The 14,665-nt window shown below is 41.4% G+C and carries 12 protein-coding genes; 3 read left to right on the top strand and 9 right to left on the bottom strand.

Features of this window, described 5'->3' with window-relative positions:
* Positions 1-57: 57 nt before the first annotated feature.
* The 5 genes from ACP8HG_RS12240 to brnQ all read right to left on the bottom strand — a co-directional run bounded on the left by ACP8HG_RS12240 (position 58) and on the right by brnQ (position 6,568).
* On the bottom strand, positions 58-660 hold the full coding sequence (locus tag ACP8HG_RS12240; RefSeq protein ID WP_067212160.1) for an ECF transporter S component: 603 nt from the start codon (positions 658-660) through the stop codon (positions 58-60).
* A gap of 255 nt (positions 661-915) precedes the next feature.
* On the bottom strand, positions 916-1,668 hold the full coding sequence (locus ACP8HG_RS12235; RefSeq protein WP_338655446.1) for a C40 family peptidase: 753 nt from the start codon (positions 1,666-1,668) through the stop codon (positions 916-918).
* An 873-nt stretch (positions 1,669-2,541) separates the two neighbouring features.
* Positions 2,542-4,644, bottom strand: a complete 2,103-nt coding sequence (locus tag ACP8HG_RS12230) for a methyl-accepting chemotaxis protein (protein ID WP_338655447.1) — start codon at positions 4,642-4,644, stop codon at positions 2,542-2,544.
* 183 nt (positions 4,645-4,827) lie between these two features.
* The gene (locus tag ACP8HG_RS12225; protein ID WP_338655449.1) at positions 4,828-5,181 is read right to left on the bottom strand and encodes an SCP2 sterol-binding domain-containing protein; all 354 of its coding nucleotides are present in this window, start codon (positions 5,179-5,181) and stop codon (positions 4,828-4,830) included.
* Positions 5,182-5,257: 76 nt separating this feature from the next.
* Positions 5,258-6,568 (bottom strand): branched-chain amino acid transport system II carrier protein, encoded by a 1,311-nt coding sequence (gene brnQ / locus ACP8HG_RS12220; RefSeq protein WP_438296460.1) that lies wholly within the window; start codon positions 6,566-6,568, stop codon positions 5,258-5,260.
* A gap of 574 nt (positions 6,569-7,142) precedes the next feature.
* Between brnQ and ACP8HG_RS12215 the strand changes: the two genes are divergently transcribed.
* Positions 7,143-8,456 (top strand): NAD-dependent malic enzyme, encoded by a 1,314-nt coding sequence (locus tag ACP8HG_RS12215; protein WP_342538911.1) that lies wholly within the window; start codon positions 7,143-7,145, stop codon positions 8,454-8,456.
* A 774-nt stretch (positions 8,457-9,230) separates the two neighbouring features.
* Here ACP8HG_RS12215 and ACP8HG_RS12210 read toward each other — a convergent pair.
* The 3 genes from ACP8HG_RS12210 to ACP8HG_RS12200 are packed head-to-tail and all read right to left on the bottom strand — an operon-like array spanning position 9,231 to position 11,559.
* Positions 9,231-10,886, bottom strand: coding sequence for a b(o/a)3-type cytochrome-c oxidase subunit 1 (locus tag ACP8HG_RS12210; RefSeq protein WP_354312235.1), 1,656 nt, complete (start codon positions 10,884-10,886; stop codon positions 9,231-9,233).
* Positions 10,886-11,389 (bottom strand): cytochrome c oxidase subunit II, encoded by a 504-nt coding sequence (locus ACP8HG_RS12205; protein WP_067212141.1) that lies wholly within the window; start codon positions 11,387-11,389, stop codon positions 10,886-10,888. Before ACP8HG_RS12205 ends, ACP8HG_RS12210 begins: the two co-directional genes overlap by 1 nt.
* 23 nt (positions 11,390-11,412) lie before the next feature.
* Positions 11,413-11,559: a cytochrome c oxidase subunit 2A gene (locus ACP8HG_RS12200; RefSeq protein ID WP_082786682.1), complete on the bottom strand. Its 147-nt coding sequence runs from the start codon at positions 11,557-11,559 to the stop codon at positions 11,413-11,415.
* 286 nt (positions 11,560-11,845) lie between these two features.
* Between ACP8HG_RS12200 and ACP8HG_RS12195 the strand changes: the two genes are divergently transcribed.
* Positions 11,846-12,547: a glucosamine-6-phosphate deaminase gene (locus ACP8HG_RS12195; RefSeq protein ID WP_340767210.1), complete on the top strand. Its 702-nt coding sequence runs from the start codon at positions 11,846-11,848 to the stop codon at positions 12,545-12,547.
* A 71-nt stretch (positions 12,548-12,618) separates the two neighbouring features.
* Here ACP8HG_RS12195 and ACP8HG_RS12190 read toward each other — a convergent pair whose 3' ends face one another.
* Positions 12,619-12,954: a hypothetical protein gene (locus ACP8HG_RS12190; protein WP_354312237.1), complete on the bottom strand. Its 336-nt coding sequence runs from the start codon at positions 12,952-12,954 to the stop codon at positions 12,619-12,621.
* Between the two features lie 214 nt (positions 12,955-13,168).
* Here ACP8HG_RS12190 and ACP8HG_RS12185 point away from each other — a divergent pair, with 214 nt between their 5' ends.
* Positions 13,169-13,660: a C40 family peptidase gene (locus ACP8HG_RS12185; RefSeq protein ID WP_438296456.1), complete on the top strand. Its 492-nt coding sequence runs from the start codon at positions 13,169-13,171 to the stop codon at positions 13,658-13,660.
* Positions 13,661-14,665 lie beyond the last annotated feature (1,005 nt).

Raw genomic sequence — 14,665 nt, 5'->3', positions numbered from 1 at the left:
TCCTAACAGTATAATCTAGTGTAAGCGGCCCGGTGAAGCAGGCCGCTTACGTAGTCCTTAAAGACGTTCTATTTCCGAACGGTTGTCGTACATATGCGTCAAATTTTTAGGCAATCCTTTGAAGAGAAGGAAACTGATTAGAACCGTCGCCATTTTATCAGGCACGTCAACGACAATACTGTCTGCGAATGATGCAAACCAAAGCGGCATGTCTTGTGCCATCATTGTTGCAAAAAGTGCATCACCCCATACATTCCCGGTTTGCCCACCCCAAAACATGATATTAAGCGGAGTTGAGACTGTGGCAGCGATTAAGCCGACGACAAGTCCGAGGACAAGTGCTTTTCCTACGTTTGCTATCCATCCTTTATAGGCCATGATTCCCACGACAAGACCGATGACTGCCGATGTAATTGCATAGACGAATGAAATCGGATCGGCAGTGAAGCCGTAAATAATATTGTTCACAATCCCTGCAATGGCACCGATAATCGGACCTGCTAGCATACTAGCAAGCACTGTGCCAATTGAATCGAGCCATAGCGGCAATTTAAGCAGACCAGCAAACAACTTTCCAAGGTAGTTGATGCCGATAGCTGCTGGAATAAGGACGAGTGCGGCAGTCGTGAAGTTAAGCGACCACATGCTGTTTTTCTTCATGAATTAGTTCCCCCTTTTTTTATCGTATGAGGCATATGCCCAGAACGACACAATGCATGATTGTGTGTCTTGACAGGTGTCAATTCAATTATAACTTACATTTGGCTTAGGGAATAGATAGAATTTTCGATGGGATGAAAAAAGTCGAAGATTGTACAAGAAGAAGGACGAACTGTACGGCAGAAATGTGGAACTTTACGACACTAACGCAATGTAAAAAAACAGCTTCCCCACTAATAGGAAAGCTGTTAACTATCAATTAAGCTGATTAAAACGTTTGAAGCCTGTGAATTTGTCTTTCCAGTAAACTGAATCAATTGAAGAAACTTCAACTTTTTGCGTAGCGGCATGGATGAATTTACCTTCACCTAAATAAATTCCAGCGTGCGAAATGCCACTACGGTATGTATTTGCGAAAAACACCAAATCGCCCGGTATAGGCTTGTCCACATTAAAAGAATTGGTATGCATACCAATTGTATCTAGTCTTGGTATAGTAAGTCCTGCCTCGTTAAATACATAATAAATGAACCCGCTGCAATCGAAGCCTTCTTTAGTTGCGCCAGCCCAAACATACGGTGTATCCAAAAGTGGAAGTGAAACTTCGACGGCATTAAGTAATACCTTTTTAGAGGGAAGATTCAACTCTTTTGGCTTCACAGTTGTTGCAACGGCATTCTTCCATGAGTTAGTGGAAGAAGTCTCCTTTAGTACAGTGGTAACTTTCGTATTTGCTGTTTTTACTGGGGGTGAACTGACTACTCCAGATTTTTGACCAACCGCATTTTTTGCAGAAACGGCCAATTTTTGATTGGTTTTAATCGAATCGGAAGCAAGACTGTTTAGACTTTTAAGTTCGTCCACAGTTAATTTATGCTTTGTAGCAATTTGCCATAGCGTGTCACCGGGCTTGACGGTGTATGATTCAGTTGCTGCATCCGCGCTCCCGACTGAGATAAACGCCGCTAGGGCAAACGCTGCCAGCACCGAAAAAGCTCTCTTTTGCATCTATTTTCCCCTCTCCACGACAAACAGTTCTATATATGTATTCTATCTGATTAATAGAACTAGAACAATAGACTGTTAAATTACATTTGTGTTACAGGTAGATTGCGAGAGTATTGCAGGAGGATCGTTATTACAATATTATATATGTCAAAATAAAAAAACTTATGTTGAATAAATGAATAGGGCATAGGTGCTTTACAATGGAATGAATTAGAAATCCTGCTAATACCTCTTCGGCGCTTTGTGGATGCCTCCCGCGATAAGCCAGAAAGGAAGACCACTTTCAGTCTTATCGCTCCGGCTACCACGAAGTCGCGCCTGCGCTGGATGGTCTATTTGAGAAAGCGTATTTCGTTTTCGGGGATGAAATCTACAACCTAGAGTGCTATAAATCGATCAAATGTGATCAACGAATGTCCCAATACATGAGGAATGAATTAGAATTCCTGCTAATACCGCTTCGGCGCTTTGTGGATGCCTCCCGCGATAAGCCAGAAAGAAGATCACTTTCGGTCTTATCGCTCCGGCTACCACGAAGTCGCGCCTGCGCTGGGTGGTCTATTTGAGAAAGCGCATTTCGTTTTCTGTGATGGAATCTGCAACCTAGAGTGCGTCTTTCTTGAATACAATTTGTATCAAATAGTAATCACCTTGTAATCTCGGGATATACATTTCAAAATTACATTTCTCCCAATAATGAACAACCTAGCGCAGGCACGGGGCAAGGCATCCCCGAGCGCCGTAGCGAATTCGGTGGGAAATCTTTATTTCAACATACGCAGTAGCAGAAAGTCACGTTAAAGACACCTTCTAAAAAAAGCCTGCCCAGCAAACAATCTTGACTGGGCAGGCAAATCTTATTTAGGTCCTTGATTATGATAATTTAAATCGATCGACGACTTCTTGCAGTTCTTGAGCAATTTTATTCATATGATTGGTCGATTCTGCGACGCGTTCAAGCTCGCCCTGTTGCGCGGCGGCTGAGGCGCTGACTTGTTCAGCTGAAGCAGCAGTTTCTTCCGAAATCGCGGAGACACTCTGAATTGCCAACATCGCTTGGTCTTTATGTTCCATCATATCGGCGAGTTTAGTGGCTAACTCGTCTATTGAACCACCCATCTGTTCAGCAAGTTCCGCATTGCGGGTAAAGGAAGATTCTGTACTTGATACAGATTCGTTTTGGCCTTCCATCAATTGAATATTCGCTGTAATAATAGAAACAGTCTGCTGTGACTCTAGTAATATTTCTTGAACCGTTTGTTGAATAACATCTGTTTCTAAGCGAGACTGCTCGGCAAGTTTTCGTACTTCCTCCGCTACGACAGCGAAGCCTTTTCCATGCTCACCAGCACGTGCAGCTTCAATACTAGCATTGAGTGCAAGCAAATTTGTTTGTGCAGTGATGCCGTGAATCGATGCAATAACCTGATTAATTTCCGCTATTTTAGTGGTCAGTGTTTCAATTTGTTGCTGTACCTTTTCATTCATATCATTCGTAGCTTCATTATGTTCGCGCAGTTTTTTTACTTCTGTCATTCCTTGTATAGTTGATTGACCTGTTTGTTTTGATAATACGTTCATGTTATTTGAAAGAATAGCGAGCGAGTCCATTTGGTCTGACAAATCTAAAATTCGGTGACTTGTTTCTTCCGTATCTTCCGACTGCTTAGAGGCCCCATGTGCAATTTCATCGGTTGCTAGAGATACTTCTTGACTAGATGCAACAATCTCCTCGAAAACATGGTGGACGTGATTGGAAGATTTGTTTAATTGAGTGGAAGAATCCCAAACTGTATGAATGGCGTCATTTGTTTTACGGAGCATATTGTTATATGCCATAGCTACAGCACCAATTTCATCTGGATGGATATGTTTTTCATCTATACTTCTCGTCAAGTCACCAGCTGCTGCTGTTTCGATTGACTCTCGTAAATAAGCAAGTGGTTTTAATTGTTTGAAAATGAACCACAAGGTAGCTGCAGACATTAAAACAACCATGACAATTGCAGAAATGATTGTTAGAAGTAAGATTGTGTTATATGTTTCTAGTATTTTTGACTTTGGAACAACCGTCTGTACAGACCATGTATCTTTAATATTGTCTAACAGCATCGGGGCGAACGAGTTAAAGGCCTCTTCATTTAGTTGCTTTGAATCAGCATATAAAGTCGATACTTCTCCTTTTCCAAGCGTGTTCTTAATTGTGCTCCAATCATAAGAGTCTTGCACATTTACCCCGTTCAACTCTTCGCTAATACTGTTGGCAGTTAAGTAACCGCCATCGGTAATAATGCTAGCATATCCACCATCCGGCTTGATTGTATTCACGAGTTCATTTAAAAAATCGATGGAAATATCTGTTGTAAGAACACCGAAAAAGGAACCTGAACTTGTAATTAGCGGTACGGAAATGGTGGTCATTAAGACGATTTCACCACCTGCACTGTACTCGTACGGTTCTGTCAAGACAGCTCGCTTTTCTTTTTTCGGTATTAAGTACCAATCTCCTTCGCCCTCTGTTTCATATTCGCTAAGAGCCTCCATAGTAATCTTGTCTCCATCCTTATACAAATAAGGAATAAAACGCTTCTCTGGATCTATTAAATCATTACTAACAGACTCTTCAATAGGAATAGATCCGCTTTCAAATATAGCAGCCATTCCAGAAGCATCAGTGTTGTTTTTTAAATTATTCTCTATGACAGTTATGGCTTCGTCCGCAGTTAAATTACCTTGTGCCTGCAGTGTTTCAAATATGTGTTTTGTTGTGTGGAGCATGTCATTCGTTTTCTTAAATCGGTCGCTCATTTTAGCAGCATATAGTTCAGTGTTATCAATTGCAGAACTCTCCGCGTCGTTGGTACTTTGATTATGCAAAATGGTACTTGTAACGACTGTATATGAGATAAATAATACTAAAAAGAGCGTAATAATAAGTGCTGAAAGTTTCCACGCAATGCTTTTCGATTTTTTCATATAAAAGTTGCACCTTCTTTCGAATTTTCTTTCATTTTACATCAATATACCTAATTCGACAATGGGCTCCCTTTATCTGAAGTGGGAAGTATTACTCATAGTTGGCTTCAAACGTACTCATTTCAATTAATTATGGGGAATCAAAAAACGACTCCCACATTTAATGAGAGCCGCTTTCTTCTATTAAAACGAATACTGTTTTAATAAACCTTCTAATTTTAACGCAAGACCAATATTTCCTTTAACTTTGAGTTTACCCATCATAAAGGCAGCGGTCGAATTCAAGTTGCCAGCAAGTAGTTTCTTGAAATCTTTCACACTCATAGTTAACGCACAATCAACTTCACCGGGATCTCCGGTAATTGTTACGGCTTTGCCATCTGCTAACGTTAAGCCATATAGACCGCCATCATCACCAGATAAATCGAATGAATAGGTCACAGTCATTCCTTTAATTGGACCTGGTTCCCCGTTCAATTTCTCGTCAATTTTAAGCCAAATAGTTGTCATTGTCATGTCATCAAAATTCATCGTCATTGGAAAACCCTCCATAATACTGAATGTTCATTCAGTATAGCTGAAATTGGAGGTAAAAGCATGAACTTTCTGAGAACTAAATCCGTTTCTTAAACAAGGGGCTTAGAACCACACCAATAAGTGCTCCGACAATCGCTGGTACAAGCCAACCAATCTGCTGTTCATAGAGTGGGAGATGGGCAAGTACATCATTGACAGGCTTAATGTCGATTCCGGCTCCTTTTAAGCCGTCAAAGATACTAACAAAAGCAGTTGCCAGTAGCGCCAGGATATAGACAATTGGCTTTCTACCAAACGATTTGTCGATGAATGACATAAGCATCAGAACAATTGCGAGTGGGTAGATTGTGAGCAAAACCGGTATTGAAATAGAAATAAGCTGTGTCAATCCAACGTTTGCAATAATTGCACTGAATCCCGCGAAAATGAAGACATATGTCTTGTATGAATTCCGTGGAAATACATGTTCGAAATACTGTGCACATGCTGAAACGAGACCAATCGATGTTGTCAGACAAGCAAAAATAATTGTCATTGCCAGAATCATCGTTCCGTATGGTCCGTATAAGACGGTAGATGCGAGTGCGAGAACCGCACCTCCGTTGTCTTGTATCCCGATAACATCGACGCTTGTCGCTCCAATATACCCGAGTGAAATGTAAACGAGCGCTAATCCAGTAGCTGCGACAACACCAGCGAAAACCATTGCTTTCATGACAGCACGGCTTTCTGTCACGCCTTCTGCTTTAAGCGCATTAATAACGACGATGCCGAATACAAGTGCCGCAATGACATCCATCGTTAAATACCCTTCAACAAAGCTACGGAAAAACGCATTGGTTGCAAATTCACCTTGGGCTTGTCCGATATCTCCCATTGGTGACAAAATACTCTTCACAGCAAGTGCCCCAATAACTAAAAATAGGACAGGAGTCAACACTTTCCCTATGCGATCGACAAGTTTCGCGGGATTTAGGGCGAGAGCGACCGTAATAGTAAAGAAGACGATCGTAAACAACGCAAGTGGCCAGTTTGAGCCAGAAATGCTATCAGGCAAAAATGGGACGACCCCAATTTCATATGAGACAGTAGCTGTTCGTGGAATGCCGAAAAATGGACCAATTGCCATATAGACAATCATCGTGAAAATAACTCCAAAATAAGGATTGACGCGACTTGCAATGGTTTCTAATCCGCCGCCTGCATTGGCAATCGCTAGAACTGCAATGAGAGGCAACCCGACTCCTGTGATTAGGAATCCAATCATCGCGATGAAAAGTTCATCCCCTGCCATTTGCCCAAGAAGCGGTGGGAAAATAATATTACCAGCACCGAGGAACAAAGCAAAGAGCATAAGCCCAATCACGAAATTTTTCTGTATAGACAAGTAAACTGCAACTCCTTGAAAGAATTATGTGAAAAACTCACCACCTTTCATTATAACCGAAAAGAGGAGCAATTGTCTAACAAATTCAATAGTTTGATGGTTAGAGAATGATTCAAATAGTAATTCGGGGAAAATAGTTCTATTTAACTATGATTCTACATAAAGCGCGCTATAATTATGATAATCGCTTCTTTTTCGACAAACTATGCACTATTTACAATTTTTAAGTGAAATTAATAATAATATAGAAATAGGGGATTCAGAAATGAAGGCGATAACGACCGGATATCGTTCGAAGTTGAAGCGATGAGAGGAACGGCAAATGTGTTATGCACACTTTCTGAAGCGTTGGAAACGTCTGTGAGCCGATTTGCAATCGAAGAACGTAAAGACTCATAATGAAAAAATAGTTTCTAATTCGGCTTGGAACCGTTTTGTTATGGGAAAACCCTCCTTTAATTATGCGTGAAATATGTGAATTCGCGATTAATTATAACCGAAGTCATAAAATGTTTACGACCTGGTCCTATACGTGTAAAATGAGGATTGGCAAGTATAATCAGGGGGTAATACAATGGAACAAGTGCAATTTATGCGTAATCTAATTATCGAAACACCATCAGTGCCGGGCAACTTCGCGAAAGTTGCGTTAGCTATCGGACAATTAAATGGAGATATTGGTGATATCCAAACTATAAAAGTAGGTACATTATCAACGATTCGTGATATTTCAATTCAATGTACAAGTGAAGAGCACTTGTTGCAAATTGTTGAAGCGGTTAATCAAATCGGCGACGGAATTAGTGTCCACGCTATAACGGATGATGTATTGCAAGCACATGAAGGCGGCAAGATTCATATGAAAGGCCGTATGGAAATTCGTTCTTTAGGTGATTTGCGACGTGTCTATACACCAGGCGTTGCGAACGTCTGTGAACTTATCAAGAATGATCCGGAACAGGCGAAATACTTTACTGGAATCTCAAACACGGTCGCAATTGTGACAGATGGCACAGCGATTCTGGGTCTTGGAAATATCGGACCTGTCGCGGGAATGCCTGTAATGGAAGGAAAAGCTGTGTTATTTGATCAATTCGCTGGGATAAGTGGTATTCCTATCTTGCTTAACACGAGTGATCCAGATGAAGTTGTAGAAACAATTAAACATATTCAGCAAGGGTTTGGTGGAATATTGTTGGAGGATATCGGATCTCCACACTGTTTCGAAATTGAAGAGCGGTTGAAAGCGGAGCTGTCGATTCCAGTTATGCACGATGATCAGCATGGTACAGCAGTTGTCACGTTGGCATCTGTAATTTCAGCTTGTCAACAGACAGATGTTTTGCTAACGGAAGCGGTTGTGGGCCAAATTGGTCTTGGTGCAGCTGGTCTAGCAATTAGCCGTATGCTTATGAAATATGGTGTGAAGGAAATGCGTGGTATTGACCGTAATGAAGTCGCACGTCAGAGGCTTGCTGATCATGGCGGCACAGTCATTGATTCACTTGAAGAATTGATGGCAACGTGTGACATTATCGTAGCCACAACGGGCGTTGCAGGACTTATCAAACCAGAAATGATACGAAAAGGGCAAATTATCTTGGCTTTGTCCAATCCAAACGCTGAAATTACCCCGGAAGACGCACTTGCAGCGGGCGCGGCATTTGCGGCAGATGGCCGTCTCGTTAATAATATCTTAGGCTTCCCAGGTATTTTCCGCGGTGCCCTAAATGCACATGCGAAGGAAATTACTTATCCGATGCTAATCGCAGCTGCACTTGCAATTGTCGACAGCACGAAACCGGGCGATCTTGTCCCACATCCACTCGATCCAAACGTCCATCTTAATGTAGCAGCTGCGGTTGAACGAGTTGCGAATAACTTATAATTGATAAAGGCCTCTTACCTGGGGAAATAAACCAGGTAAGAGGTTTTTTTTATGGAGCAGAGTAGATTATGGATTGCCTTGATGGTATTACTGGAAGTGTTCAACCAATGCGCTAAAGTGTGCAACAAATAGGGCGGTGTTCAACCAACCCGCTGAAGTGTGCAATCAATTCATCGGAGTGTCCAACCAACCTGTCGAAGTGTGCAACAAACACACCGAAGTGTCCAAGAAATAGGGTGGTGTCCAACCAACCCGCTGAAGTGTGCAATCAATTCATCGGAGTGTCCAACCAACCTGTCGAAGTGTGCAACCAAAGCGCTAAAGTGTCCAAGAAATAGGGTGGTGTCCAACCAACCCGCTGAAGTGTGCAACCAATTCAGTGGAGTGTCCAACCAACCCGCTGAAGTGTGCAACCAATTCAGTGGAGTGTCCAACCAACCCGCTGAAGTGTGCAACCAATTCAGTGGAGTGTCCAACCAACCCGCTGAAGTGTGCAACCAATTCATCGGAGTGTCCAACCAACCCGCTGTAGTGTGCAACCAATCCGCTAAAGTGTCCAACAAATAGGGCGGTGTCCAACCAACCCGCTGAAGTGTACAACCAATTCATCGGAGTATCCAACCAACCTGTCGAAGTGTGCAACCAACATACCGAAGTGTCCAACAAATAGGGCGGTGTCCAACCAACCCCCTCCAACCCATCAATTCTAACAAAATGAAAACAGCCCAGATTTCACGGACAATACCCGCAAATCAGAGCTGCTTCATAATGCAATTATCTACCAATCAGCCAATCAAATGGCGGCGAACCTGGAGGTGAGTGTTTCAGTATATCAATGACTGGAATTGTGTAAGCGAACAGGATCAATGCAATGGTAATCCCAACCCATAGATACCAGTTTTCAAGAATTTTAGGTGTAGGCTCTGCATCGTCTTCCTCTACGGCAATCGGATATTCTTGAACGCCGCGTGGTGCGAAGAATGTTAATTGGATGAAAATGTACACCATCAAGAGAATACCGATGAACAAAATCGTTCCTCCAACAGCTTGTGCAATCTGGTAATTGATCCATGTAGCGACTTGTTCGCCGCCTGCATATTCGGAGAAGCTTGAACGACGCGGTCCGCCAAGTAATCCTTGAATATGCATAGCACCTGACATAATTGTCATACCAATTGTCCAAATAAATGTTTGAATAATCCCGAGTCTATTCAACCTCGGAGTCAGTCGGCGGCCAGTTAAATGCGGTACAAGCCAATACGTAATCCCGAAAAATGTTAGAACGACTGTTGTTGCAGCAGTTAAATGGAAGTGACCTGTAATCCAAATTGTATTATGGACGAGCGCATTCATTTGGTGAGATGCGTTAACGATACCGCCCACGCCACCCGGAATGAATGCAGCCATACCGATGAATGGTGCTAGGAAACGTACATCTTTCCATGGAAGCTTTTTGAACCAACCAAATAAGCTCTTATAGCCTTTTCGTCGGCCTGTTGTTTCAAATGAAGCGAAAATCGAGAATGCTGTCATTAATGACGGAATAACAACCATGAATGTCAGCACAACTTGAATGAATTTCCAAGTAGGGTCAATACCCGGTTCTGTCAACTGGTGATGGAATCCGACCGGAATCGAGAACATTAGTAATAGAATGAAAGCCATTCTAGCAAGTGCATCACTGAATAATTTTCCGCCGATGATCTTTGGAATAACAACATACCACGCCATATAAGCTGGAAGTAACCAGAAATAAACGAGTGGATGTCCGAAATACCAAAATAACGTACGGCTTAGTAAAACATTGATTGTTTCAGCATAGCCAAGTGACCAAGGGATGAACAGCACTAGGACAGATGTTGCTACGCCGATTGTAGCGATGAACCACATAAGCATATTGATAATAACCATAAATGCAGGTAATGGTGATTTTTCACCTTTATGTGCTTTCTTCCATACGTAAAGCTGACGGAAGTTAACGAATGCAGCAATCCAGCTACCGATAATAACGAGTGCTAAACCGAAATAAAATGCTGGGTGAGCTCGTAGTGGTGCATAGAATGTGTATAATACTGAAGCTTCGCCTACAAGAATCGTAATTGCGGCCATGATGGTTCCAATCAGCATTACCCAGAAGGACAGCCATGCGACTTTCAACTGTTTATCCGAAATCCCAACCGTTTTCCCCATAAGTGAAAACTGGAAACCGATAATGAAAAAGGTTGTTAAGACGAGTCCAAGAATGACACCGTGAACAGTCAGGATTGTATAATAATCAATATTAAACGGTAATTTGAATTTCCCAGAGCGGACAAAAGTCTGCAATAAACCCATCAGACCTCCGACAAAAAGCGAGATATAGGTAACCCACATGAATGCCATATATAATCTGGATTCTTTTTTAGAAAGCGGTAATTGAACCTTAGTCATTATTCATACACCTCCACTGTTCCGTACATCTGGTGGTGACCGATGCCGCAGTATTCGTTGCAGACAATCGTGAATTCGCCTGCATTTTTCATGACAGTCTCGTAACGGCTAATGTGGCCAGGTTCAACCATCATGTTGACGTTTGTTCCAGCTACTTGGAAGCCATGGACAACATCTTTTGTTGTGATTTGATAAAGAACGGTGGAACCTTTTGGCACGCGAATCGTTTTAATAGCAGTACCTTCCGTGTCTTTACCGAAATCATAGTTGAACGCAGAAGCAACGATGTTGACGATATATTTGCCGTCAGCTACTTCACGAATGCCAAGATTTTCAGGCTTGAATGCGTCATGTGCTTCAACATTTTGTGGATCGATTGTTTCAATATGGCTCTGCGGATGCGTCCCTTTCCAGAAAGCAGCGAAGCCGATAATTAGTAGGAATAGGACGAGTGAAGCCATTCCGAAAACAAGCCATATCTTTTCATATTTGTGCAAATGCATAAGTAACCCTCCTGATATAAATATTATCTAGATAAAAATAGTGCATAAAACCCGAACCAAGATACTAGAATGACGGCACCCAACAGCATGACGGCTATGAAAGTACCTTTCAAACTATGTGTAGATTCATGCGTATTGGGTTGATGTTTCATTGAATTTCTTTTCCCCATTATTACACCTCCTATTTCCGGCGAAGTGGATTCGCTGTCATACCTTTATCATAGTCTTAAGGTTTAATATGGGAATTAGGGAAAACCCTATGCCTAAGGATATAAGGGAGGGTTTCACAAGTTGTTCACGCATTCTTCATATTTCCGTCAATTACCTATAATAAAGGTCTAGAGATGCATGTGAGAAAAGAAGATGGTATGTTAAGTTCGATTAAAGTTGACCAGACTGTTTAGGGAAATTACAATAAAGCGAGAGCAAAATCTTAATGGAAGTTGGTTGATCTATATGAAAAATCTAAAACTTATAAAAGTTGAAAGCCCTGAACAAGGCGCAGAACAAGTTTACGAAATCATTAAAAACGAAATTGAAAGTGGACGTCTAAACGTACTTGGGCTGGCAACAGGAAGTACAATGATTCCTGTTTACGATAAATGGGTTTCGTCAAATCTTGATTTCTCCAATATTGTCACTTTTAATTTGGATGAGTATATCGGAATACCTGAATCAAGCCCGAACAGCTACGCTTATTTTATGAGTGAGCATCTGTTTGATAAAAAAGAATTTAGAAAAACAAATATTCCGGATGGAATGGCTGAAGATTTGGTTGAAGAGTGTGCCGCTTATGAAGATCTTTTAGAAGAGTACCCACTCGACATCCAGCTACTTGGGGTAGGGGAGAATGGCCATATCGCATTCAACGAACCTGGACTTCCTTTTGATTCCGTTACACATGTAGCGCAATTGACGGAATCGACATTGGGTGTGAATAGCCAGTACTTTGAAAATGATGAAAAAATCCCTGAAACAGCTTTATCGATGGGAATTAGTTCGATATTAGGTGCGAAAAAACTTGTTTTACTAGCATTTGGTGAAAAGAAACGTGCAGCTATCGAGAAGTTGCTTGAAGGTAATGTAACGACTGAGTGGCCGATTACAAAATTAGTTGATCACAAAGATGTCATCGTCATTACGGATTTAGAAATTTAATAAGCTAAACAAAAAGGTGAGTGACTACGATTAGTAGCACTCACCTTTTTGTTATTATAGAAAGAAGGGGATTAGTGTCGATCATGATTCAATGTACTGAATATAGTTTGCATATCACCAAGCTGCCCATTTTTGGCAATTAGTGCATCACGTTTTTTTTGAGAGAAACCACGCTCTTTGTTGAATTTCCCAGTCGTTCGGTGTGGGTCTTCTGAATTATGAAAACGGCTATCTTCTTTCAGGGGTTCATAATCACCTGCTGCGTGATCGAGATATGGATTATGAATATAATTTTTTGCGGAATATTTCTTATCGGTTTTTTCGTTACCTAACCAACCATGGGCTTTTTCTTGTGCTTCAAGAAAAGACTCTTGCGTATTATCTGAAATGTCATCTTCGTGTTTCACTTCAAACGCCTCCCATTAAATTAGATGCTACTTTACTAAATTCCCGTTTTAAAAAACTATAAACCCCATAAAAAGACAATAATGTTTCGAAAGTCTCCTTTAATACAAGTAGTGTAATAGACTTGTTACACAATTGTAATGTAGGAGGCGTTTGAAGCGTGTTAAGGTTGTAACAGATCATTATTTCAGATAAATTAATCCTTTGGGGGAACAGATGAAACTTACATTCACATTCAAAAAGTCCATTACAATTATAGCTATGTCATTTCTACTACTCGTCGCACCTTTCGTTGGACAAGCCGAAGCTTCGTCAAAACCTGCTGCAATTTCAAAAACGGCAACAAGCCTAATTGGCGTCAAGTACAGTTACGGTGGTAACACGATGAGTGGGTTTGATTGTTCGGGGTACGTATCATATGTATTCAAGCAACATAATGTCCAAGTGTCGCGTACTGCTGCTAGTATGCATGCATCAGGAACTTCTGTTAGTAAAGCGAATTTAGAAACGGGTGACCTCGTATTCTTCAATACAGCAGGCAAACGAGTTTCACACGTTGGCATATACATAGGTGATGGTAAATTTGCGCACGCATCGACATCAAAAGGTGTACGCGTTGATAAGTTGAATGACCCTTATTATTGGGGTGAACGCTACGTAGGTGCAAAACGCATCTCAGGCGTGAATGCAGTTGCTTCAGCCAATTAAAACAAAACAGACAGCACTGAGTACCCTTAATAGGGAACTTGGTGCTGTTTTTCACTATATATGTTCAACATCAAGTCTGTTGATTAATTAAAATTTTCCAGTTACTAACTTGATCACCCCCTGGCTGCTACTTGTATAGTCGTGCTTTTGGATCGCTTTGGATTGAATGACTTCTATTACGATTACCGAGATGTTTGTCGCATCCCTACACATTTTTTCGGTAATCGTATGGTGGTCCTTCATCCGTCGCGCTCCAAAAGTATACGTACACAAAGTGATGAAGCTTTTTGAGACGAAAGAATAGCTGGCTTCTTACCAGGAGAAAAGCCTCCAAAGATGCAATTTTGGAGGCTGATGCTTTCTATATGGTTTTTTCTTTTTTAGTAAAGAACTGTCACTTTCTATAAGACATCACATGAATTAGATACATATTCTTTACTAAAAGTAAGCAAGGAACGCATTTTACAATGTGCTAGAGTGCCCGAAATTTCATCTTCGGGCGCTTACACTCTCCATAGAATATCATCTATTCATTTCTTCCAAAACAACTGCATTTTTCACTTGAATAGTGTAGGAACGCGACAGGCAACTATTCACAACAGGATTACTGAAAAAAGTTTGGCTAGAAGTGACGGAGTCACTTCTAGCCAAACTAGGACCTCTCAGTAAATCTGTCATGAATAGTTAGCCGAAAGCGGGCCGAAAATAGTCCAGTGAAAGTGGAGGTTATCAAGCCCCTCCCACCGGTATTTTATGCAAATAAATGGTTAATCAACAGTCGCGGTCCGATAAATATAGGCATTCCTTTGTTCAACATAGCAATAAAAAGGGCGGCACATCCGAATCAGAATGTAACTGATTTGAATGTGCCGCCTTTATCTTCAAGCCCTCCAGCGCTTTTCGGGGCTAAACAGGCGCTTGCGCTTTTGTTTACGTCTAGACTCCAGCGCCTAGCCCCTCGAGTCGCTTCAGTCTTGCTGATAAAGGCAAAAGGACGCCTTTATC

The sequence above is a fragment of the Sporosarcina sp. FA15 genome (assembly GCF_051550195.1).
GTDB lineage: Bacteria > Bacillota > Bacilli > Bacillales_A > Planococcaceae > Sporosarcina > Sporosarcina psychrophila.
This window is presented reverse-complemented; position numbering and strand designations above follow the sequence as displayed.

Excerpts from the sequence above, each read along its gene's own strand:
- ACP8HG_RS12240 (WP_067212160.1), bottom strand. The coding sequence starts at position 660 with ATGAAGAAAAACAGCATGTGGTCGCTTAACTTCACGACTGCCGCACTC.
- ACP8HG_RS12235 (WP_338655446.1), bottom strand. The coding sequence starts at position 1,668 with ATGCAAAAGAGAGCTTTTTCGGTGCTGGCAGCGTTTGCCCTAGCGGCG.
- ACP8HG_RS12230 (WP_338655447.1), bottom strand. The coding sequence starts at position 4,644 with ATGAAAAAATCGAAAAGCATTGCGTGGAAACTTTCAGCACTTATTATT.
- ACP8HG_RS12225 (WP_338655449.1), bottom strand. The coding sequence starts at position 5,181 with ATGACGATGAATTTTGATGACATGACAATGACAACTATTTGGCTTAAA.
- ACP8HG_RS12215 (WP_342538911.1), top strand. The coding sequence starts at position 7,143 with ATGGAACAAGTGCAATTTATGCGTAATCTAATTATCGAAACACCATCA.
- ACP8HG_RS12210 (WP_354312235.1), bottom strand. The coding sequence starts at position 10,886 with ATGACTAAGGTTCAATTACCGCTTTCTAAAAAAGAATCCAGATTATAT.
- ACP8HG_RS12205 (WP_067212141.1), bottom strand. The coding sequence starts at position 11,389 with ATGCATTTGCACAAATATGAAAAGATATGGCTTGTTTTCGGAATGGCT.
- ACP8HG_RS12200 (WP_082786682.1), bottom strand. The coding sequence starts at position 11,559 with ATGGGGAAAAGAAATTCAATGAAACATCAACCCAATACGCATGAATCT.
- ACP8HG_RS12195 (WP_340767210.1), top strand. The coding sequence starts at position 11,846 with ATGAAAAATCTAAAACTTATAAAAGTTGAAAGCCCTGAACAAGGCGCA.
- ACP8HG_RS12185 (WP_438296456.1), top strand. The coding sequence starts at position 13,169 with ATGAAACTTACATTCACATTCAAAAAGTCCATTACAATTATAGCTATG.